The organism is Aromatoleum sp., assembly GCF_036675785.1.
GTDB lineage: Bacteria > Pseudomonadota > Gammaproteobacteria > Burkholderiales > Rhodocyclaceae > Aromatoleum.
In genome coordinates this window covers 33,760-54,636 of the sequence record NZ_JAKFEF010000029.1, presented here as the reverse complement: position 1 = coordinate 54,636, position 20,877 = coordinate 33,760, and the positions used below count along the sequence as shown (strand labels likewise).

The following is a 20,877-nucleotide window of genomic DNA, read 5'->3' as shown; positions in this document are numbered from 1 at the left end:
TTACGCGGCCTCCAGTTGCTTCTGCTTCAGCGCGGCCATCTCGGCCAGCGCCCGACGATATTCATGCGGCATCACCTTGACAAACTTGCAGCGCCACGCGGACCAGTTTCCGAGGATCTCGCGCGCGTGCTCGCTGCCGGTGTAGCGCGCGTGGCGCTCGATCAGCCCCTTCAGGATCAGCTCGTCGCCCATCTCGAGATGGTCGATGTCGACGCGGCCGTGCGACTCGAGGTCGTCGCCGGACTCCGAGCCCTTGCGCGCCTCGATCTCTTCGGGCACCGGTTCGAGCGCGACCTGCGCCATGTTGCAGCGCTGGCCAAACGTGCCGTCCTCGTCGAGCACGTACGCGACGCCGCCCGACATGCCGGCGGCGAAGTTGCGGCCTGTCGGCCCGAGCACGACGACCGTGCCGCCGGTCATGTATTCGCAGCCGTGGTCGCCGACGCCCTCGACGACCGCGGTCGCGCCCGAGTTGCGCACCGCGAAGCGCTCCCCGGCGACCCCGCAGAAGTACGCCTCGCCTTCGATCGCGCCGTACAGCACGGTGTTGCCGATGATGATGTTCTCGGTCGACAGGCCGCGGAACGACGCCTGCGGCCGCACGACGACGCGGCCGCCCGACAGGCCCTTGCCGACGTAGTCGTTGCCTTCGCCGACGAGTTCGAGCGTGACGCCGCGCGCGAGGAAGGCCGCGAAGCTCTGGCCGGCCGTGCCGGTCAGCGTGACGTGCAGCGTGTCGTCCGGCAGCCCGGCGTGACCGAATTTCGCGGCGACGCGGCCGGACAGCATCGCGCCGACCGTGCGGTTGATGTTCCTCACCGGCAGGTCGATGCGCACCGCTTCGCCGCGTTCGAGCGCCGGCTTCGCGAGTTCGACGAGCTGGTTGTCGAGTGCCTTTTCGAGGCCGTGATCCTGCGTCTCGATCTGCCGCAGCGAGACGGTTTCCGGCACCGTCGGCCGGTAGAAGATGCGGCTGTAGTCGAGGCCGCAGGCCTTCCAGTGCTCGAGGCCCTTCTTCATGTCGAGCAGATCCGCGCGGCCGATCAGGTCGTCGAACTTGCGGATACCGAGCTGCGCCATCAGCTCGCGCACTTCCTCGGCGACGAAGAAGAAGTAGTTGACGACGTGCTCCGGCTGGCCGGTGAAGCGCTTCCGGAGCTCCGGGTCCTGCGTCGCGACGCCGACCGGGCAGGTGTTCAGGTGGCACTTGCGCATCATGATGCAGCCTTCGACGACGAGCGGCGCGGTCGCGAAGCCGAACTCGTCGGCGCCGAGCAGGGCGCCGATGATGACGTCGCGGCCGGTCTTCATCTGGCCGTCGACCTGCACGCGGATGCGGCTGCGCAGGCGGTTCAGCACGAGCGTCTGCTGCGTCTCGGCGAGGCCGAGTTCCCACGGCGAGCCCGCGTGCTTGATCGAGCTCCAGGGGCTCGCGCCGGTCCCGCCGTCGTGGCCGGCGATCACGACGTGGTCGGCCTTCGCCTTCGCGACGCCCGCCGCGACGGTGCCGACGCCGATCTCGGAGACGAGTTTCACGGAGATCGACGCGGCCGGGTTCGCGTTCTTCAGGTCGTGGATCAGCTGCGCGAGATCCTCGATCGAGTAGATGTCATGGTGCGGCGGCGGCGAGATCAGGCCGACGCCCGGCACCGAGTGGCGCAGGAAGCCGATGTACTCGCTGACCTTGTGGCCGGGCAGCTGGCCGCCCTCGCCGGGCTTCGCGCCCTGCGCCATCTTGATCTGGATCTGGTCGGCATTGACGAGGTACTCGGCGGTGACGCCGAAGCGGCCCGAGGCGACCTGCTTGATCGCCGAGCGCAGGCTGTCGCCGGCCTTCAGCTCGAGGTCGCGCGCGATCCGGCCTTCGCCGATGACCTGCGACATCCGCAATGCCTGCGTGACCGGCTTGAAGCGCATCGGGTCCTCGCCGCCCTCGCCGGTGTTCGACTTGCCGCCGATGCGGTTCATCGCGACGGCGAGCGTCGCGTGTGCCTCGGTCGAGATCGAGCCGAGCGACATCGCGCCGGTCGCGAAGCGCTTGACGATCTCCTTCGCCGGCTCGACTTCGTCGAGCGGGACCGCGCTGCCGGCGGGCTTGATCTCGAATAGGCCGCGCAGCGTCATGTGACGCTTGCTCTGGTCGTTGATCAGCTTCGCGTATTCCTTGTACGTGTCGCCCTTGCCGGAGCGGGTCGCGTGCTGCAGCTTCGCGATCGCGTCGGGCGTCCACATGTGTTCGTCGCCGCGCACGCGGAACGCGTAGTCGCCGCCGGTTTCGAGCAGGCCGGCGAGCACCGGGTCGTGGCCGAACGCCTTGTTGTGCAGGCGCAGCGCTTCGTCCATGACTTCGAACACGCCGATGCCTTCGACCTGGCTCGTCGTGCCCGTGAAGTACTTGTCGCAAAGCGCCTGCTTCAGGCCGACCGCCTCGAAGATCTGCGCACCGGTGTACGACATGTAGGTCGAGATGCCCATCTTCGACATGACCTTCATCAGGCCCTTGCCGATCGCCTTGACGAAGTGCTTGATCGCCTTCTCACCGGCCTCGGACGGGTTTGGCGACTGAGCGGAAACCTGCAGCAGCGTTTCCATCGCGAGGTACGGATGCACCGCTTCGGCGCCGTAGCCCGCGAGCACCGCGAAATGATGGACTTCGCGGGCCGAGCCCGTCTCGACGACGAGACCGGCGCGCGTGCGCAGGCCCTTCGTCACCAGGTGCTGGTGGATCGCGGAGGTCGCGAGCAGCGCCGGGATCGCGACGTTGTCCGCATCGACCTTGCGGTCCGAGACGATCAGGATGTTGAAGCCCTGGAGGACCGCGTCCTCGGCTTCCGCGCACAGCGTCGCGAGCCGCGCCTCGACGCCGTCCTTGCCCCACGCGGCCGGGTAGCAGAGATCGAGCTCGGTCGAGCGGAAGCGGCTGTCGGCGTAGGCGGCGATGTTGCGGATCTTCGCCATGTCGGCGAAGTCGAGCACCGGCTGCGTGACTTCCAGTCGGTACGGCGGGTTGATCTCGTTGATCTCCAGCAGGTTCGGCTTCGGCCCGATGAAGGACACGAGCGACATCACGAGCTGCTCGCGGATCGGGTCGATCGGCGGGTTCGTGACCTGCGCGAAGAGTTGACGGAAGTAGTTATAGAGCGGCTTTTCCTTCGCCGACAGCACCGCGAGCGGCGAGTCGTTGCCCATCGAGCCGGTCGCTTCCTCGCCGCTCTTGCCCATCGGCTCGAGGATGAATTTGATGTCCTCCTGCGTGTAGCCGAAAGCCTGCTGGCGGTCGAGCACCGAAGCGGCGCACTCCGGCGCTCCCGCGTCGGCGGGCGCCGCGAGTTCGTCGAACTTGATGTTGATGCGGCGGATCCACTCGCGGTACGGCTTCGCGGTTGCAAGCGACTCCTTCAGCTCGCGGTCGTCGATGATGCGCCCCTGTTCGAGGTCGATCATGAACATCTTGCCCGGCTGCAGGCGCCACTTCTTGACGATCTTGCTGTCCGGGATCGGCAGCACGCCCGATTCGGACGCCATCACGACGAAATCGTCGTCGGTGACGAGGTAGCGCGCCGGGCGCAAGCCGTTGCGGTCGAGGGTCGCGCCGATCTGGCGGCCATCGGTGAAGGCAACCGCGGCGGGGCCGTCCCACGGCTCCATCATCGCCGCGTGGTATTCGTAGAACGCGCGCCGCCGCTCGTCCATCAGCGTGTGCGACTCCCACGCTTCGGGAATCATCATCATCATCGCGTGGGCGAGCGAATAGCCGCTCATCACGAGCAGTTCGAGCGCGTTGTCGAACGACGCCGAGTCCGACTGACCAGGGTAGATCAGCGGCCAGATCTTTTCGAGATCGGCCCCGAGCAGCGGCGACGACACGCCTTTCTCGCGCGCGCGCATCCAGTTGTAGTTGCCGCGCAGCGTGTTGATCTCGCCGTTGTGGGCGATGAAGCGGAACGGATGCGCCAGGTCCCACTTCGGGAAAGTGTTCGTCGAGAAGCGCTGATGCACGAGCGCGAGCGCCGACACCGCGCGCTCGTCGGCGAGGTCGCAGTAGTATTCGCCGACCTGGGTCGCGAGCAGCAGGCCCTTGTAATTCACGGTGCGAGCCGACATCGACACCATGTAGAACTCTTTGCCGTGCTTGAGGTTCAGGTCGTTGATCGCATTCGCCGCGCGCCGGCGGATGACGAAGAGCTTGCGCTCGAGCGCGTCGGTGACCATGATCTCCGGGCCGCGGCCGATGAACACCTGGCGCATGACCGGCTCCTTGGCCTTCACCGTCGGCGACATCGGCATTTCGCGATTGACCGGCACGTCGCGCCAGCCGAGCACGACCTGACCTTCGGCGCGCACCGCGCGACCGATCTCTTCCTCGCACGCGAGCCGCGATGCCTGCTCCTTCGGCAGGAACACCATGCCGACACCGTATTCGCCGGACGGCGGCAGCGTGACACCCTGCTTCGCCATTTCTTCGCGATACAGCGTGTCGGGAATCTGGATCAGGATGCCGGCGCCGTCACCCTGCAGGACGTCCGCGCCGACCGCGCCTCGGTGATCGAGATTCTTGAGGATCTCGAGCCCCTGACTGATGATTTCGTGGCTCTTGGCGCCCTTGATGTGAGCAATGAAACCCACGCCACAGGCATCGTGTTCATTGGCCGGGTCGTACAGACCCTGCTTTTGGGGGAGATCCATCACGTTCTTCCTCGACACAGCACGTTTACCGGAAAAACCCGGCACAAATCTGGGCGACCGGCGCCGCATGCAAAAAACGCACCAAAGTAGTGCGGACATCAAAAAAGCCGGGGTGCACTCGCACACCGGCTCTCCTCAGCCAGTGCGCAAGCACACGGCCGCTACGTACCCTTCAGGCGGGCTAAAGAATATACATTCGCGAAACTCGTGTTTCAAGAATTTTTTGCATTGCGGTAAGACTATGATGATTCAATGAATTTCGCCCACCGCGAAGAGCCGGCGGTGCTCCTTCATCGCGTAGCGGTCGGTCATTCCGGCGATGTAGTCCGCGATCGCGCGCGGCTTGTCGGCCTGCGCCCGAGCCTGATACTGCGGCGGCAGGAGCCGGGCGTCGCTCATGAACGCGTCGAAGAGATCCCTGACGATCCGCCGCGCCTTGTCCGTCATGCGCAGGACCTGGTAGTGCTGGTAGAGCTTGTCGCGTAGGAAGAGCTTCAGCTCCTTGAGCCGCGGCTGCAGTTGGTCGGAGTACGCGACGAGGGGCGACGCCCGATGCACGTCGGCGAGGCAGCCGATGCCCGCGTCCGCGATGTTCGCCTGCGTCCTGGCGATGAGGTCGAGCGCCATCGTGTTGATCATGCGACGGATCGTCTCGTGGATCAGGCGACGCCCGCCGAGGCCGGACCAGACGGCCTCGACCTCCCGGCGGCAGTCGGCGAAGATCGCAACCGCTTCGAGCTGCTCGAGCGAAATCAGCCCGGAGCGCAGCCCGTCGTCGACATCGTGGTTGTTGTACGCGATCTCGTCGGCGAGGTTCGTCAGCTGCGCTTCGAGCGACGGCTGCAGGCCGTCGCGGAAGCGCCGGCCGAGTTCGCCGAGCTGTTCCGCCCGTGCGCGCGAACAGTGCTTCAGGATGCCTTCGCGGGTCTCGAATGTGAGGTTCAGGCCGTCGAAAGCCGCGTAATGCTCTTCGAGCAGGTCGACTGTCCGCAACGATTGCAGGTTGTGCTCGAAGCCGCCATGCGCCTTCATGCACGAATTCAGCGCGTCCTGCCCGGCGTGGCCGAACGGCGTGTGGCCGAGATCGTGCGCCAGCGCGATCGCTTCGGCGAGGTCCTCGTTCAGCCCGAGCGTGCGCGCGACGCTGCGGCTGATCTGCGCAACCTCGATGCTGTGGGTCAGGCGGGTCCGGAAGAGGTCGCCTTCGTGATTGACGAACACCTGCGTCTTGTATTCGAGGCGGCGGAACGCGGTGCAATGGACGATGCGGTCACGGTCCCGCTGGAATTCGCTGCGCACGCCGGGCGACGGCTCGGGATGCACCCGGCCGCGCGAATTCGACTCGGTAACGGCGAAGGCGGCGAGCGCGCTCATCGGCAGCGCGCTTCGATCGCCGCGGCGATGTGGTCCGGTGCGGCTCCGCCGTGGATCACGGCGTTGCCGATCGCGCGCAGTAGGATCAATCGCAAGCGTCCGGCCTCGACCTTCTTGTCGCTAGCCATCAGATCCAGATAACGCTCGACCGGCAACCGGGGCCCGAATACCGGCAGCCCCGCGCGCAGGTGCAGCGCCTCGACGCGCGCGACGTCCGCCGCGTCGATCCAGCCGAGCCGGCGCGAAAGTTCGGCCGCCATCATCGTGCCGGCGGCGACCGCCTCGCCGTGCAGCCAGTTGCCGTAACCCATGCCGGTCTCGATCGCATGGCCGAACGTGTGGCCGAGGTTCAGCAGCGCGCGCTCGCCCTGTTCGGTCTCGTCGGCTGCGACGACATCGGCCTTGTTCGCGCACGAACGTTCGACGGCGAACGCGAGCGCGTCCGGATCACGCGCGAGCAGACCCTCGATGTTCGCTTCCAGCCACTCGAACAGCCCGAAATCCCGGATTAGCCCGTACTTGATCACTTCGGCGAGGCCGGCGCGGAGTTCGCGATCGGGCAAGGTGTCGAGCGTGCCGATGTCGGCCAGCACCAGGCGCGGCTGGTAGAACGCGCCGATCATGTTCTTGCCGAGCGGGTGATTGATCGCGGTCTTGCCGCCGACCGATGAATCGACCTGGGACAGCAGCGTCGTCGGCACCTGGATGAAGGGCATCCCGCGCTGGTAGGTCGCCGCCGCGAAACCGGCCATGTCGCCGACCACGCCGCCGCCGAGCGCGAGCAATGTCGTCGAGCGCTCGCAGCGCTCGGCGAGCAGCGCGTCGAAGATGAGGTTGAGTGTCTGCCAGTCCTTGTGCGACTCACCATCCGGAAGCTCGACGGCGTGCACCGCAACGTCCGCGCGCTGCAACGTCGCACGCAGCCGGTCGAAGTACAGCGGCCCGACGACGTCGTTCGTAACGATCGCCACGCGTGGCGTCTTGAGAAACGGGCGGATCAGCGCCGGATCGTCGAGAAGCCCGCGCCCGATGCGGATCGGGTAGGACCGGTCACCCAGGGCGACATTCAGTGTTCGCATCTTTCTTCCTGAAGTCTTCGATCGCCTTCTCGATCTGGCGCACCATCCCGCCGGGATTGCCTCGCCCGCCGTCGATGACGATGTCGGCAACCTCGCGGTACAGCGGGTCCCGCTCACGGAACAGGCTCTCGATCCGCTCGCGCGGATTCGCGACCTGGAGCAGCGGCCGGTTGCGATCGTGCCGCGTGCGTTCCCACAGGACCGAGGTCGGCACGTTCAGGTAGACGACGATACCGCGCGACGACAGGACAGCACGGTTCACCGGCGCGAGCACCACGCCGCCACCGGTCGCGAGAACCAGGCCCGACTCGCGGGTGAGCTCGTCGAGAAGCTGGCTTTCCCGCCGGCGAAACCCGGCCTCGCCCTCGATCTCGAAAATCGTCGGCACTTTCACGCCCGTGCGCGCTTCGATTTCGTGGTCGCAGTCGACGAAGCGCATCTGGTGCCGCTTCGCGAACTCCCGCCCCACCGTGGTCTTTCCGGCACCCATCATGCCAACGAGAACGACTAACACCGACGCAACATCCGAAGTTTGAGTTTCCAGGCGCGTCGGCCACCGGCCGGCGACGCCTTAACGGAGCGTTAGTGTATCCGCGACGATCCTCGGGGTGATGAAAATCAGCAGTTCGGAACGGTTCGAGATCTTCTGCGTATTGCGGAACAGCACACCGAGGTACGGAATGTCACCGAGCACCGGCACCTTCGCGACGTTGCTTATTTCCTCTTCCTCGTAGATGCCGCCGATGATGACGGTCCCGCCGTTTTCCACGAGCACTTCGCTCTTGATGTTCTTGGTATCGATCGCCGGCACCGGGATGCCCGCGAGGGTCCGCGGCTGATCCTTGTTGACCAGCACCTGTAGCTGGATCCGGCCGTCGGGGGTGATCTGCGGCTTGACCTTCAGCGACAGCACGGCCTTCTTGAACGACACGCTCGTCGCGCCGGAACTCGACGCCTCCTGATAGGGGATCTCGGTCCCCTGCTCGATCGACGCTTCGACCTGGTTCGCGGTGAGCACGCGCGGACTCGACACGACCCGGCCACGCGCGTCCGATTCGAGCGCGGACAGTTCGAGGTTGAGGAAGCGCGTCGCCGCATTGTTGAACAGGATCAGCGAGAACGTCGAGGGCGTGCCCGCAGCCGGTTGCGCGGGAAGATTGACGTTCGTGAAATCGTCCAGCGTCGGCACCGGATCCACGATCTGGCCCGAATGAAAGGTCGTGTCGTTCAGGCTCGCACCCGGCAGGACGTTCTTTCCGCCGATCTTCCAAGGGTCGCTGCCGTGGAAGCCGAGCCTCACGCCGAGATCGCGCGCGAAATCCTTGTTCGCCTCGACGATCCGCGCCTCGATCATCACTTGCCGCGGGGGAATGTCGATTTCCGTGATCAGGCGGCGCAATTCGTTCAACCGGGACGGAACGTCCGTCACGAAGATCTTGTTGCTGCGCTCATCGGACACGACGCTGCCGCGCTTCGACAACACCGTCTGGTCCTTGCTCTTCAGGAAGTCGAAGATTTCCTGCGCCTTGTGATAGTTGATCTGGAAGCCTTCGGTCTGCAGCGGCTCCAGGTCCGCGATCTGCGCCTGCGCTTCGAGCTGCAGCTTTTCGCGCGTCGCCAGTTCCTCGCTCGGCGCGATCCAGATGACGTTGCCGGTCTTGCGCATGTCCAGGCCCTTCGCCTGGAGGATGATGTCGAGGGCCTGATCCCACGGCACATCCTTGAGGCGCAGCGTCAGGCTCCCCTGCACCGAGTCGCTGGTGATGATGTTGAAGTTGGTGAAATCGGCGATGACCTGCAGCACCGAGCGGACATCGACGTTCTGGAAATTCAGCGACAGCTTTTCGCCCCCGAACTGCCCGCGGGCACCCTGCACGAGCTTGTTGGGGTCTTCGACGACGCGCCGCACTTCGAGCACGAACTGGTTGTCGCTCTGATACGCGTTGTGCTCCCACTGGCCGGTCGGCGCGACCGTCAGCCGCACGTTCTTTCCCTGCGGCTGAGTCGTTATCGACGTCACGGGCGTCGCAAAATCGGTGACGTCGGAGCGGCGGCGAAGGTGCTCGGGGATCGAAGTGTCGAGAAATTCGACGACGAGGTTCGCGCCCTGCCGCCGGATGTCGATGCCGGTATTGGGATTGGACAACTGCACGACCACGCGGCCCTCTCCGTCCTTGCCGCGGCGGAACGTGACGTCGCGGATGCTCTTTCCTTCGCCGGCGCCATCCTGCGCCTTCGGTGCGGCGAAGTTCGCCATCGCCTCCGAAACCGACGTCGACGCGACCGCCTCGCGGTCGACGGGCGACAGCGCGATGACGACTTCGCGTCCGTCGACCCGCACGTCGAACGGCGTGATGCGGGACAGATTGAGCACCAGCCGCGTGCGGTCGCCGACCTGGACGATGTTCGCGCTGCGCAGATCCCCTTGACCGATGTCCTGCTGCGTGCGGCCGAGACCGTTGGCTGTGCCGTGGAAATCGAACGCGAGCCGCGGCGGATTGGCGACGCTGAAGCTCGGCGGCGGGCTCGCCAGCGGTTCCTTCAGCGTCAGCTTCACGTAGACGCTGCCGCCCTGCTGCGAAACATCCATCGCGGTGATGCGGTTGGTCGCGGCACTCGCGGGCGCCGCGGACTGCGCGAGCGCGGCCGGAATCGACAGCACCAGCGCGACCAGCGTGCAGACGAGCGACATGAAACGCTTGTACATCATCGTGTTGCCTCCTGGCGCTCCTGCAACAGCAACTTGCTGGTGCGCTCCACCCAGTCGCCATTCAAGTCTTCGACGAGTTCTTTCACCATGACTTCGGTTTCAGTGATGTGGGTGACGAGACCGAAATTCTGTCCGACGTAATTTCCGACCCTGACCTGATAGAGACTCTTGTCCGCCTTGACCAGGGCATGTTCCTTGGCGCTCTGCTTCATCACCCCGACCAGTTCGAGCGATTCGAGCGGGAACGCTTCGAGCGGCTCGCGCAGACGGCCGAGATCCGGCCCGCTGCCGGCGCGGGCCTTCGCCTCCGGTTCGATGCGAGCGGGCGCGAAGGGCGTGGCGTCGCCGGCGGTGTATTCGACGACGGGGAAAGGGTGCACTTCGGGAAGCGGCTTGACCGTTCCCTTCATGCCTTTCTCCTGTTCCGCCATCCACCCGTGGATGTCCTCCTGGTCGGTCGAACACGCACCGAGCGCGACCGCGGACGCGAGAATCAGAAGGCTTTTCACCAGACTTCTCACTTGCCCCCCTTCTTCTGCGCCGCCTTCGCCTGCTGGCGCTGGCGGGCGAGTTCTTCCTCGTCGAGGTAGCGGTACGTCGTCGCCTTCGCATCGAGCTTGAGCATTCCGTCCTTTTGCCCTTCGAGCGCGATGTTGTTGAGCGTTACGATGCGGGGCATCGCGGCGACGTCCTCGGCGAACGCGCCGAGGTCGGCATACTCGCCGACGATCCGCACGTCGATCGGCATTTCGGCGTAGAAGTCCTTGACGACATCCGCGCCCGGCTTGAACAGCTCGAACTGCAGCCCGCGCCCGAGCCCGGCCTGGTTGATGTCCGACAGCAGCGAGTCCATTTCGGCGCGGTTCGGAAGCTGCTTCAGGAGCGCACCGAACTGGCGGTCCGTCTCCTCGAGCTGGAGCTTGTAGGCGCCGAGATTGACCGCGAGCTTCTTCTTCGACAGCCAGTCCTGGCGCAGCTGGACTTCCTCCGCTTCGCGCTGTTCGAGCAGCGCCGACTGGTCGCGCCAGTCGAACCACCAGGCCGCCGCCACCGTCGCGACGAGCAACGCGACAAATACGGCGATCCGCGGCGCGAGCGGCCAGGCCCCGGGGTCGTTCGGGTCGAGACCCTTGAAGTCCTGCGACAGACGCTCGAAATCGATCTTGCGGAGGTCGTCGAGCCTCACGGTTTCGCCCCCTGCTGTTCCTGCGCCGCCGGACTCTCGATCCCGACGTTCAGCGCGAATTCGCTCACGCGGCGGTTGTTCAGGTTCGCGGTCTTCACTTCGATCAGGTTCGGCTGTTCGAAGTGCGGCGATTCATCGAGGTTGCGCATCAGGTGGGAGACGCGCGAGTTCGACTGGGCGTATCCCGCCAGCGCGATTTTCGCGCCCGTCTGCTTGATCGATTTCAGGAATACGCCATCGGGCAGGCGCGTCCCGAGCTCGTTCAGCAGATGGACCGACTGGGCGCGCGTCGTCTGCAGCGATTCGATGACCTGCTTGCGCGCGAGAAGCGCGTCGATCTGCTCGCGCAGGCGCTTGATCTCCGCGATCTCGCCGTCGAGCTCGTGGATTTCGGTCTTGAAGAGGTCGTTGCGCCGCTCCTGGCGCTCGACGTAACCCGCCATCACGGAATGCACGAGCACGCCGACGGCAAGACCTGCGAGAACCATGAGACTGGATACGACGTAGAACTGCTGCCGCCGCTCCCGGCGCTTCAATTCTCGGTGGGGGAGCAGGTTGATTCGAATCATGGGTCGAATCTCCGTAGCGCCAGACCGCATGCGACCATCAGCGAAGGCGCATCAGCAAGCAGATTCTTCGGCCGGACGCGCGACGAGGCGAGCATTCCGGCAAACGGGTTGGCGACGACGGTCGCGACTTGCGTCCTGCCACCGACGACGTCGGCGAGGCCGGGCATGATCGCGCAGCCGCCGGCCAGGACGATGTGGTCGACCTGGTTGTATTGCGTCGACGTGAAGAAAAACTGCAGCGCGCGGGAGACTTCGAGCGCGAGGTTGTCCATGAACGGCCGCATCAGGTCGCGCGCGTAATCCTCGGGCAAGCCGCCGGACCGCTTCGCCGACTCGGCATCCTCGAGGCTCATGCCGTACTGACGCGCGATGTCCTGCGTCAGCTGGGTGCCGCCGAACGCCTGCTCGCGCGCGTAGATCTGCTGACCGTTCCGCAGCACCGACACGTTCATCACGTTCGCGCCGATGTCGATGACGGCGACGATCTTGTTCTCGCTCCCGCCGGGCAGCTGACGCCCGACGAGTTCGAACGCGGCTTCCGCGGCGAATGAATCGACGTCCATCACGACCGCTTTCAGGCCCGCGGCCTCGACGACGGCGACGCGGTCCTCGACCTTTTCCTTGCGCGAGGCCGCGATCAGCACTTCGACTTCGTCGGGACTGCCGGGCGACGGGCCAACGGTCTGAAAATCGAGATTGACTTCGTCGAGCGCGAACGGGATGTACTGGTTCGCTTCGGACTCGACCTGCAGCTCCATCTCCTGGTCCCGCAAGCCGGCGGGGAGAATCATCTTCTTCGTGATGACCGCCGACGCGGGCAGCGCGACCGCGACGTGGCGGATGCCCGCGCCCATGCGCCTGAGGGCGCGGCGGATCGAGTCGCCGACGGCTTCGATGCTGTTGATGTTGCCGTCGACGACGGCGTCGCGCGGCAGCGGTTCGATCGCGTAGCGCTCGATCCGATACCCCTCCTTCCCGCCTCCGGACAGCTCGACCATCTTCACCGATGACGATGAAATATCGAGCCCGGCCAGCTGGCGCACCTTCGGACGGAACAGGGAGAAGTCGATCACAAAGAAAAGCCCTTGAATCTCTTGGCGTTACGCCAGTCGGTGGACAGGCGTGGCGGATGCTAGCAACAAGCGCGAAGGGTGTAAATAGATGTAACGTTTCGGCCTTTTGTCGCGAAGATGGAGGGGACCTCCGGGCGCCCGTATAATCGGGGCCCCTACCCTGTTCTGGACCTTGAATGCGCTGGGTTTTCTACCCCCTCGCCGCCCTGATCGTCGCGCTTATCCTCGGCGTCGCGACGCTGGGAGCAATGTCGGCGCTCGCGTGGCCGAATCTCCCGTCCCTCGAGGCCTTGACCGACTACCGGCCAAAAATTCCGCTGCGAGTATACACATCCGACGGACACCTTCTCGGGGAGTTCGGCGAGGAGCGGCGCGCGGTCGTCCGGATCGACGAGGTGCCCGTCGAATTGAAGCAGGCGATCCTCGCCGCCGAAGACGAACGGTTCTACGAGCACCCCGGCATCGACGTGATCGGCATCGCCCGTGCGGCGCTCGCGAACGTCGTGTCGGGCGCACGCGGCCAGGGCGCGTCGACGATCACGATGCAGGTCGCGCGCAACTTCTTCCTGTCGCGCGAGAAGACGTACAACCGCAAGCTCTACGAGATCCTGCTCGCGCTGAAGATCGAGCGCAGCCTGACGAAGGACCAGATCCTCGAGCTCTACGTCAACCAGATCTACCTCGGCCAGCGCGCCTACGGCTTTTCGACGGCGGCACGGACCTACTTCGGCAAGTCGCTGCAGGAACTAACCCTTCCCGAGTCGGCGATGCTCGCCGGCCTGCCGAAGGCTCCGTCGGCGTACAACCCGATCGCGAACCTGCGCCGTGCGACGCTGCGGCAGCAGTACGTGCTGCGGCGGATGCTCGAAGCCGGCTTCATCGACCAGCAGACGCATGACGCCGCGGCGAATCAGGAGCTGGAGCTCACGCGGGCCCGCGCCGCGAGGAACGAGCTGCGCGGCGATTACGTCGCGGAGATGGCACGCCAGATCGCGGTCGAGCAGTTCGGCGAGCAGGCCTACGAGGCCGGCATCCGGATCATCACGACGGTGACGCGCGACGACCAGCAGGCGGCGTACAAGGCGGTCCGCCAGGGCGTTCTCGATTACGACCGCCGCCGCGGCTACCGCGGGCCCGAGGGGTTCGTCGACCTCGAACGCGTCGCGAACGACGACGAGGAACGGCTCGACGAGCTGCTCGCCGACATGGAGGACCACGACGATCTTCTCGGCGCACTCGTCCTGAGCGCGTCGCCGAAGCAGGTCACGGTCTACCGCCACGGCGAAAGGATCAAGATCGGCGCCAGCGGGCTGAAGTTCGCGGCGCCGATGCTCAACGAACGGGCCCCGCAGGCGCGGCGGATCCGGCGTGGCGCAATCGTGCGGATCCGCGACCTGGGCGAAAAGGGCTGGGAAATCCTCCAGCTGCCCGAAGTCGAAGCATCGCTGATCTCGCTCGAAACGAACACCGGCGCGGTCCGCGCGCTGATCGGCGGCTTCGATTTCAACCGCAGCAAATTCAACCACGTGACGCAGGCGGTGCGCCAGCCCGGCTCGAGCTTCAAGCCCTTCATCTACTCGGCGGCCCTCGAGCGCGGGTTTTCGCCAGGCAGCATCGAGGAAGACGCGCCGCTGTTCTTCCCCGCCGGCATCACCGGCAGCAAGGACTGGGAACCGAAGAACTACGACGGCAAGTACGACGGCCTGATGACGCTGCGCGACGGGCTCGTGCGCTCGAAGAACATGGTGTCGATCCGCCTGCTGCAGTCGATCACACCCGAATACGCGCAGGACTACATCACGCGCTTCGGCTTCGAGCCGGCGCAGCACCCGCCCTACCTGACGATGGCGCTCGGCGCGGGCTCGGTGACACCGTGGCAGATGGCCTCCGCGTACGCGGTGTTCGCGAACGGCGGCTATCGGGTCGATCCCTATGTCGTGAAGGAGATCATCGACGGCAGGGGCAACGTCGTCGCGAAGGTCGATCCACCGATCGCCGGAGAGAGCGCGCCGCGCGTGATCGATCCGCGCAACGCGTGGCTGATGGACTCGATGATGCGGGACGTCGTGCGCCGCGGCACCGCAACGCGCGCGCTGGTGCTGAAGCGCAGCGACCTGGCGGGCAAGACCGGGACGACGAACGACTATGTCGATGCGTGGTTCACCGGCTACAACCCCGACCTCGTCGCGGTGAGCTGGATCGGCTATGACCAGCCGCGCAACCTCGGGCGCGGCGAGACCGGCGGCTCGGCGGCGCTGCCGATGTGGGTCAACTACATGCGGGCCGCACTGAAGGACGTGCCCGAAAAGGCGCAGCCCCGCCCCGACGGCCTGCTCGAGGTGCGGCTCGACGGCTCGCGCGAGGAATACGTGTATCGCGAAAACGTTGCTTCGCTGCCGCAGCAGATGCCGACGATCGGCACCGAGTTCGCGCCGGCCGGCGAAGCCCCGGAAGAAGCGATTCCGCTGCCGGTGCAGCCGGCGATTCCGACCGTCGTCGCCAATCCCGCGCCGGTCGTCGAGCGCGCGCCGGTGCCGGTGAAGCGCTGAAAGCCCGGCCGGCGTCAGCCGGCCGACAGCGTGACGCGCGTCCCGGATTGCTCGCCGACGAGCTCGGACAACAGCGCGTAGAGCTCGGCGCCGTCCCGCGCCGCGATCCAGCGGCCGCCGTCGGGGCGGAAATGAAAGCCGCCCGATTTCGCCGCGACCCAGATTTCGCGCGCGGCCGAATGCCGGTTGATGATCATTTTCGTGCCGTTCGCGAATTCGATTTCGAGCACGCCGCCCGGCTTCGGCTCGATGTCGATATCGGCGCCGCAGTCTTCGAGCGCCGCCTCGATGCGCGCGAGTTCCGCTTCGGCCAGCGCATTGAACTCCGACTCTTCCATGCTCCCTCCTTCTGTTAGGATTCCCGCTTTTCCGATCGACGACACCATGCGAGCGACTTTCTCCGCGGCCCTGCTCGGCGGCGCGCTGTTACTGTCCGGTTGCGGCATCAAGGGCCCGCTGTACCTGCCGCAGATTCCCGCCGCGCCCGCGAAGGCTGCCCCGTCGTCCGGCGCCGATCATAGCAAAGCCCCTTCCGCTCCAGCCGATTCCCGATGAACCCGCAATTTCCGATCTCCACGCTGCAATCCGGCCCCGACGGGCTGCGGCTCGAAGGCGTCGCGCTCGCCGCGATCGCCGCGCAGCACGGCACGCCGACCTACGTGTATTCGCGCCAGGCCCTGACGCAGGCGTTCGACGGCTACCGTGACGCGCTGTCCGGCCGACGCACGCTCGTCTGCTACGCGGTCAAGGCGAATTCCAACCTCGGCGTGCTGTCGGCGTTCGCGCAGCTCGGCGCCGGGTTCGACATCGTCTCGGGCGGCGAGCTGGCGCGCGTGCTCGCGGCCGGCGGGGATCCGGGCAAAGTCGTGTTCTCGGGCGTCGGCAAGAGCGAGGTGGAAATGCGCCAGGCGCTCGCCGCCGGCATCCGCTGCTTCAACGTCGAGTCCGAACCGGAAATCGACCGGCTGAACGAGGTCGCCGCCGCCTGCGGCCAGGTTGCGCCGATCGCGCTGCGCGTGAATCCGGACGTCGATCCGAAAACGCATCCGTACATCTCCACCGGGCTCCGCAACAACAAGTTCGGCGTCGCGTTCGACGCCGCGCTCGCGCTGTACCGTCACGCCGCGAAGCTGCCGCACCTGCGCGTGTCGGGCATCGCGTGCCACATCGGCTCCCAGCTGCTCGACCCGGCGCCGATCGCCGAAGCAGCCGCCAAGGTTCTCGGCCTCGTGGACCGGCTCGCGGCCGAAGGCATCCGTCTCGACCATATCGACCTCGGGGGCGGCCTCGGCATCCGCTATCGCGACGAAGTCCCGCCGTCGGTCGCCGAATACCTCGCCCCGCTGCTGCGCCTCTTCGACGGGCGCGACGAGGAGCTGTGCTTCGAGCCGGGGCGGTCGCTGATCGGCAACGCCGGTTTGCTGCTCGCGCGTGTCGAATACCTGAAGCCCGGCGTTGAAAAGAGCTTCGCGATCGTCGATGCGGCGATGAACGATCTCGCGCGGCCGGCGCTCTACGATGCTTACCACGAAGTGGTCGCCGTGCATCCGCGCGACGTGCCGCCGCACAACTATGAAATCGTCGGGCCGATCTGCGAAAGCGGCGACTTCCTCGCGCACGACCGTGAGCTCGCCGTCGCGCCCGGCGATCTCGTCGCGCTGCTGTCGGCGGGTGCGTACGGCATGGCGATGAGCTCGAACTACAACACCCGGCCGCGCGCGGCCGAGGTGATCGTCGACGGCACCGAGGTCCACCTCGTCCGCGAGCGCGAGACGGTCGAATCGCTCTACGCGCTGGAGTCGCCGCTGCGCTGATCCCGGCCGACGCCGGCTTCCTCGATCAGCGCGCGGCCGAACGCCTTCCACGCCGGTCCGCCGTGCGTGTGGAGCCCGGTTTCGGCGCTTTCCTGCATCGTGCGCAACATCAGCACGGCGAACGCGAACAGTTCGCCGCGCGCTTTCAGTTGCGGGTCGGGGTCGCGCAGCAGCGCGCGTGTGTGCTCGGCGCCGCCGTCGAGCGCCTCGCGCGCGAGCCGGCGCAGCGCGGCCTTGTCCGACCAGTCGAGCCCGAGCAGGATACCGCGCTTCAGGATCTCGCGCTCCAGGTCGAGCGCGTCGCGCGCGAAATGCTCGAAGCCGCTCATCGGCCCTTGCTCATCGTCGCGCTTTCGGTCGTTGGCAGAGGCTTTCGCCCGGGCCTCATTGCCCGTGCCTCATCGGCCCAGCCTCATTCCTCAAGCATCTCGTCGAGGCAGCGGCCCAGCGCATCCTCCCAGCGCGGCATGACGACGCCGAAGCGCGCCTGCAGCCGGCCGGGCGAGAGGCAGGAGTTCGCCGGACGCGCCGCGGGCGTCGGGTAATCGGCCGACGGGATCGGCTCGACCGTCCGCACTTTCAGGCTTCCCTCCGGCAGGCGCGCGCGCGCCTCGGCGAAGATCGCCTCGGCAAAGCCGTGCCAGCTCGTCGCGCCGCGGGACGCGAGGTTGAAGACGCCGGACGCGAACGCCGCGCGGTGCCGTTCGGCCTGCGCCTGCGCGACGACCAGTGCGGTCGCATCGGCGATGTTTCGCGCCCACGTCGGCGCCCCGACCTGGTCGGCGACAACGCGAAGCGTCTCGCGCTCGGCGCCCAGGCGCAACATCGTCCGGACGAAGTTGCCGCCGCGCGCCGCGAACACCCACGTCGTGCGCAGGATCAGGTGATCGCAGCCGCTCGCGCGGACCCCGGTCTCGCCGGCGAACTTGCTGCGGCCGTATGCGTTCAAGGGCGCGACCGGGTCGTCCTCGTCGTACGGCGACGCGTTCGTGCCGTCGAACACGTAGTCGGTCGAGTAATGCACGAGCAGCGCACGGGCGGTCTTCGCGGCGCGCGCGAGTTCGCCCGCCGCGGTGCCGTTCACCGTCGTCGCGAGCGCTTCCTCGCTTTCTGCGCGGTCGACCGCGGTGTAGGCCGCGGCATTGACGATGACATCCGGGGCGACGTCCGCGACGAGCCGCGCGAGCGTTTCGGGGCGCGACAGGTCGCAACGGCTGCGGTCGAGCGCGACGACGTCGCCGAGCGGCATCAGGGCGCGCGCGAGTTCCCAGCCGACCTGGCCGTTCGCGCCGGTGACGAGCAGCCTCACGCGAACACCTCGCAATCGGCGAGCGCCTTGCCGTCGCGGTCCTTCGCCGACAGCACGGGCTCGGCGTCGATCGGCCAGTCGATGCTGACCGCCGGATCGTCCCATTTCAGGCAGCGCTCGTGCTCCGGCGCGTAGTAGTCGGTCGTCTTGTAGAGAAAATCCGCGGACTCCGTCAGCACCACGAAACCGTGCGCGAAGCCCGGCGGCACCCACAGTTGGCGGTGGTTGTCCTCGGACAGCTCGACGCCCGCCCAGCGGCCGAAGGTCGGCGACGCGCGGCGCAGGTCGACGGCGACGTCGAAGACCGCGCCGCGCACGACGCGCACGAGCTTTCCCTGCGGATGACGGATCTGGTAATGCAGCCCGCGCAGCACGCCGCGCGCCGAGCGCGAGTGGTTGTCCTGCACGAAGGTCTCGTCGAGCCCGGTCGCTTCACGAAACGCACGCGCGTTGAAGCTCTCGAAGAAGAAGCCGCGGGCATCGCCGAAGACTTTCGGTTCGATGACGAGCACGTCCGGGATCGCGGTCGGGATCGCCTTCATCAGAACACCCGCTCTTCGAGCAGGCGCTGCAGGTACTGGCCGTAGGCGTTCTTCGCGAGCGGGCGCGCGAGCTCGGCGAGCTGCGCAGCGTCGATCCAGCCGGAGCGCCACGCGATCTCCTCGGGACACGCGACCTTCAGGCCCTGCCGCTTCTCGATCGTCTGGATGAACAGGCTCGCGTCGAGCAGGCTCTCGTGGGTGCCGGTGTCGAGCCACGCATGGCCGCGGCCCATGACCTGCACGTCGAGCTGGCCGGCGTCGAGATAGTCGCGGTTGACGTCGGTGATCTCGAGCTCTCCGCGCGGGCTGGGCTTGAGCCCGCGCGCGATGTCGACGACGCGCGCGTCGTAGAAATACAGGCCGGTCACCGCGTAGCGGCTCTTCGGCCTCAAAGGCTTTTCCTCGAGGCTCACCGCGTGCCCTTTCGCGTCGAACTCGACGACGCCGTAACGCTCGGGGTCCTGCACCGGATACGCGAACACGGTCGCGCCGCGCTCGCACTGCCCGGCGGCACGCAAGTCGTCGGCGAACTCGTGGCCGTAGAAAAGGTTGTCGCCGAGCACGAGCGCCGACGAGCCGCCGGCGATGAAGTCCTCGCCGATCAGGAAAGCCTGCGCGAGCCCGTCCGGACTCGGCTGCACCGCGTACTGCAGGGCGAGCCCCCAGCGGCTGCCGTCGCCGAGCAATTGCTCGAAGCGCGGCGTGTCCTGCGGCGTCGAAATGATCAGGATGTCGCGGATGCCGGCGAGCATCAGCGTCGTCAGCGGATAGTAGATCATCGGTTTGTCATAGACCGGCAACAGCTGCTTCGATACGGCGAGCGTCGCCGGATGCAGCCGGGTGCCGGAACCGCCGGCGAGGATGATGCCCTTGCGCGTCATGTCGAACTCCCTTCGCGTTGTCCGTAGTTGCGGTCGACCCATGCGCGGTACTCCCCGCTCTGCACGTGCGCGACCCAGTCCTGGTTTTCGAGGTACCACGCGACCGTCTTGCGGATGCCGGTCTCGAACGTCTCGGCCGGCCGCCAGCCGAGCTCACGCTCGATCTTGCGCGCGTCGATCGCGTAGCGGCGGTCGTGCCCGGGACGGTCCGCGACATAGGTCAGGAGCCGCGCGTGCGGGCCGGCGGGATCGGGCCGCAGCTCGTCGAGCAGCGCGCAGACCGTCTGCACGATCTCGATGTTCGGCTTCTCGTTCCAGCCGCCGACGTTGTAGGTCTCGCCGACGCGCCCGCGCGCGAGCGCTTCGCGGATCGCCGCGCAGTGGTCGCCGACGTACAGCCAGTCGCGCACGTTGCGCCCGTCGCCGTAGACCGGCAGCGGCCGGCCGGCGAGCGCGTTTGCAATCATCAGCGGGATCAGCTTCTCGGGGAACTGGTACGGGCCGTAGTTGTTCGAGCAGTTCGTCGTCAGCACCGGCAGCCCGTAGGTGTGGTGCCACGCGCGCACGAGGTGGTCGGACGCGGCCTTGCTCGCCGAGTATGGGCTGTTCGGTTCAAACGCCTTCGTCTCGGTGAAGGCCGCGTCGTTCGGGCCGAGCGAACCGTAGACTTCGTCGGTCGACACGTGCAGGAAGCGGAACGCGGCCTGCACGTCGGTATCGAGCGCCGACCAGTACGCGCGCGCCGCTTCGAGCAGCGTGAACGTGCCTTCGACGTTCGTGCGCACGAAGTCGCCGGGGCCGTGGATCGAGCGGTCGACGTGGCTTTCGGCCGCGAAATGCACGATGGCGCGCGGCCGGTGCCCGGCGAGCAGGCGGTCGACGAGCGCGCGGTCGCAGATGTCGCCCTGGACGAAGACGTGGCGTGCGTCGCCCGCGAGCGAGGCGAGGTTCTCGCGGTTGCCGGCGTAGGTCAGCGCGTCGAGCGTGACGAGCGGCTCGCCGGTCTCGCGCACCCAGTCGAGCACGAAGTTGGCGCCGATGAAGCCGGCGCCGCCGGTGACGAGGATCATGATCGGTCCTTTGGACGGAAATCCGGCTGATGCAT

18 protein-coding genes are annotated in these 20,877 nt (G+C 66.7%); 3 read left to right on the top strand and 15 right to left on the bottom strand.

All coding sequences use genetic code 11. From position 1 onward, the window contains the following. From gltB to V6M37_RS08330, 9 genes are all read right to left on the bottom strand, one after another. Positions 1-4,686: a glutamate synthase large subunit gene (gene gltB / locus V6M37_RS08370; RefSeq protein WP_332672260.1), complete on the bottom strand. Its 4,686-nt coding sequence runs from the start codon at positions 4,684-4,686 to the stop codon at positions 1-3. Positions 4,687-4,935: 249 nt separating this feature from the next. Then, entirely contained in the window at positions 4,936-6,060 is a 1,125-nt protein-coding gene (locus tag V6M37_RS08365) for a deoxyguanosinetriphosphate triphosphohydrolase (RefSeq protein WP_332672258.1), read from the bottom strand. Next, entirely contained in the window at positions 6,057-7,139 is a 1,083-nt protein-coding gene (gene aroB / locus V6M37_RS08360) for a 3-dehydroquinate synthase (protein WP_332672255.1), read from the bottom strand. The genes V6M37_RS08365 and aroB overlap by 4 nt, the downstream gene beginning before the upstream one ends. Continuing rightward, positions 7,111-7,632 (bottom strand): shikimate kinase, encoded by a 522-nt coding sequence (locus tag V6M37_RS08355; protein WP_442881000.1) that lies wholly within the window; start codon positions 7,630-7,632, stop codon positions 7,111-7,113. The genes aroB and V6M37_RS08355 overlap by 29 nt, the downstream gene beginning before the upstream one ends. 78 nt (positions 7,633-7,710) lie before the next feature. Continuing rightward, on the bottom strand, positions 7,711-9,849 hold the full coding sequence (pilQ, locus tag V6M37_RS08350; protein WP_332672251.1) for a type IV pilus secretin PilQ: 2,139 nt from the start codon (positions 9,847-9,849) through the stop codon (positions 7,711-7,713). Beyond that, positions 9,846-10,358: a pilus assembly protein PilP gene (locus tag V6M37_RS08345; RefSeq protein WP_332672249.1), complete on the bottom strand. Its 513-nt coding sequence runs from the start codon at positions 10,356-10,358 to the stop codon at positions 9,846-9,848. Before V6M37_RS08345 ends, pilQ begins: the two co-directional genes overlap by 4 nt. A gap of 8 nt (positions 10,359-10,366) precedes the next feature. Beyond that, positions 10,367-11,035 (bottom strand): type 4a pilus biogenesis protein PilO, encoded by a 669-nt coding sequence (locus tag V6M37_RS08340; protein WP_332672247.1) that lies wholly within the window; start codon positions 11,033-11,035, stop codon positions 10,367-10,369. Continuing rightward, positions 11,032-11,604: a PilN domain-containing protein gene (locus V6M37_RS08335; protein WP_332672245.1), complete on the bottom strand. Its 573-nt coding sequence runs from the start codon at positions 11,602-11,604 to the stop codon at positions 11,032-11,034. Before V6M37_RS08335 ends, V6M37_RS08340 begins: the two co-directional genes overlap by 4 nt. Then, complete coding sequence (locus tag V6M37_RS08330) at positions 11,601-12,677, bottom strand: pilus assembly protein PilM (protein ID WP_332672243.1); 1,077 nt, start codon at positions 12,675-12,677, stop codon at positions 11,601-11,603. The genes V6M37_RS08335 and V6M37_RS08330 overlap by 4 nt, the downstream gene beginning before the upstream one ends. Before the next feature lie 176 nt (positions 12,678-12,853). Here V6M37_RS08330 and V6M37_RS08325 point away from each other — a divergent pair, with 176 nt between their 5' ends. Continuing rightward, complete coding sequence (locus tag V6M37_RS08325) at positions 12,854-15,226, top strand: penicillin-binding protein 1A (protein WP_332672242.1); 2,373 nt, start codon at positions 12,854-12,856, stop codon at positions 15,224-15,226. 14 nt (positions 15,227-15,240) lie between these two features. Here V6M37_RS08325 and cyaY read toward each other — a convergent pair whose 3' ends face one another. Then, a complete protein-coding gene (gene cyaY / locus V6M37_RS08320; RefSeq protein ID WP_332672240.1) occupies positions 15,241-15,564 on the bottom strand; it encodes an iron donor protein CyaY in 324 nt (107 codons plus the stop codon). On the opposite strand from cyaY, the gene lptM reads away from it, so the two are divergent. After that, positions 15,476-15,781, top strand: coding sequence for an LPS translocon maturation chaperone LptM (gene lptM, locus V6M37_RS08315; protein ID WP_332672238.1), 306 nt, complete (start codon positions 15,476-15,478; stop codon positions 15,779-15,781). The genes cyaY and lptM overlap by 89 nt on opposite strands. Further along, a complete protein-coding gene (gene lysA / locus V6M37_RS08310; protein WP_332672236.1) occupies positions 15,778-17,040 on the top strand; it encodes a diaminopimelate decarboxylase in 1,263 nt (420 codons plus the stop codon). Before lptM ends, lysA begins: the two co-directional genes overlap by 4 nt. Here the strand turns inward: lysA and V6M37_RS08305 are convergent. The 5 genes from V6M37_RS08305 to rfbB all read right to left on the bottom strand — a co-directional run bounded on the left by V6M37_RS08305 (position 17,013) and on the right by rfbB (position 20,842). Then, positions 17,013-17,369, bottom strand: coding sequence for a hypothetical protein (locus tag V6M37_RS08305; protein WP_332672234.1), 357 nt, complete (start codon positions 17,367-17,369; stop codon positions 17,013-17,015). The genes lysA and V6M37_RS08305 overlap by 28 nt on opposite strands. 83 nt (positions 17,370-17,452) lie before the next feature. Next, entirely contained in the window at positions 17,453-18,349 is an 897-nt protein-coding gene (gene rfbD, locus V6M37_RS08300) for a dTDP-4-dehydrorhamnose reductase (RefSeq protein WP_332672232.1), read from the bottom strand. Then, on the bottom strand, positions 18,346-18,891 hold the full coding sequence (gene rfbC / locus V6M37_RS08295) for a dTDP-4-dehydrorhamnose 3,5-epimerase (RefSeq protein WP_332672231.1): 546 nt from the start codon (positions 18,889-18,891) through the stop codon (positions 18,346-18,348). Before rfbC ends, rfbD begins: the two co-directional genes overlap by 4 nt. Beyond that, positions 18,891-19,772, bottom strand: a complete 882-nt coding sequence (gene rfbA / locus V6M37_RS08290) for a glucose-1-phosphate thymidylyltransferase RfbA (RefSeq protein ID WP_332672229.1) — start codon at positions 19,770-19,772, stop codon at positions 18,891-18,893. Before rfbA ends, rfbC begins: the two co-directional genes overlap by 1 nt. Then, a complete protein-coding gene (rfbB, locus tag V6M37_RS08285) occupies positions 19,769-20,842 on the bottom strand; it encodes a dTDP-glucose 4,6-dehydratase (RefSeq protein ID WP_332672227.1) in 1,074 nt (357 codons plus the stop codon). The genes rfbA and rfbB overlap by 4 nt, the downstream gene beginning before the upstream one ends. Positions 20,843-20,877 lie beyond the last annotated feature (35 nt).

Coding starts and splice junctions, on each gene's coding strand:
- gltB (WP_332672260.1), bottom strand. CDS start 4,686: ATGGATCTCCCCCAAAAGCAGGGTCTGTACGACCCGGCCAATGAACAC.
- V6M37_RS08325 (WP_332672242.1), top strand. CDS start 12,854: ATGCGCTGGGTTTTCTACCCCCTCGCCGCCCTGATCGTCGCGCTTATC.
- V6M37_RS08365 (WP_332672258.1), bottom strand. CDS start 6,060: ATGAGCGCGCTCGCCGCCTTCGCCGTTACCGAGTCGAATTCGCGCGGC.
- rfbB (WP_332672227.1), bottom strand. CDS start 20,842: ATGATCCTCGTCACCGGCGGCGCCGGCTTCATCGGCGCCAACTTCGTG.
- lptM (WP_332672238.1), top strand. CDS start 15,476: ATGTCGATATCGGCGCCGCAGTCTTCGAGCGCCGCCTCGATGCGCGCG.
- rfbC (WP_332672231.1), bottom strand. CDS start 18,891: ATGAAGGCGATCCCGACCGCGATCCCGGACGTGCTCGTCATCGAACCG.
- cyaY (WP_332672240.1), bottom strand. CDS start 15,564: ATGGAAGAGTCGGAGTTCAATGCGCTGGCCGAAGCGGAACTCGCGCGC.
- V6M37_RS08355 (WP_442881000.1), bottom strand. CDS start 7,632: ATGATGGGTGCCGGAAAGACCACGGTGGGGCGGGAGTTCGCGAAGCGG.
- rfbA (WP_332672229.1), bottom strand. CDS start 19,772: ATGACGCGCAAGGGCATCATCCTCGCCGGCGGTTCCGGCACCCGGCTG.
- aroB (WP_332672255.1), bottom strand. CDS start 7,139: ATGCGAACACTGAATGTCGCCCTGGGTGACCGGTCCTACCCGATCCGC.
- V6M37_RS08335 (WP_332672245.1), bottom strand. CDS start 11,604: ATGATTCGAATCAACCTGCTCCCCCACCGAGAATTGAAGCGCCGGGAG.
- pilQ (WP_332672251.1), bottom strand. CDS start 9,849: ATGATGTACAAGCGTTTCATGTCGCTCGTCTGCACGCTGGTCGCGCTG.
- V6M37_RS08305 (WP_332672234.1), bottom strand. CDS start 17,369: ATGAGCGGCTTCGAGCATTTCGCGCGCGACGCGCTCGACCTGGAGCGC.
- lysA (WP_332672236.1), top strand. CDS start 15,778: ATGAACCCGCAATTTCCGATCTCCACGCTGCAATCCGGCCCCGACGGG.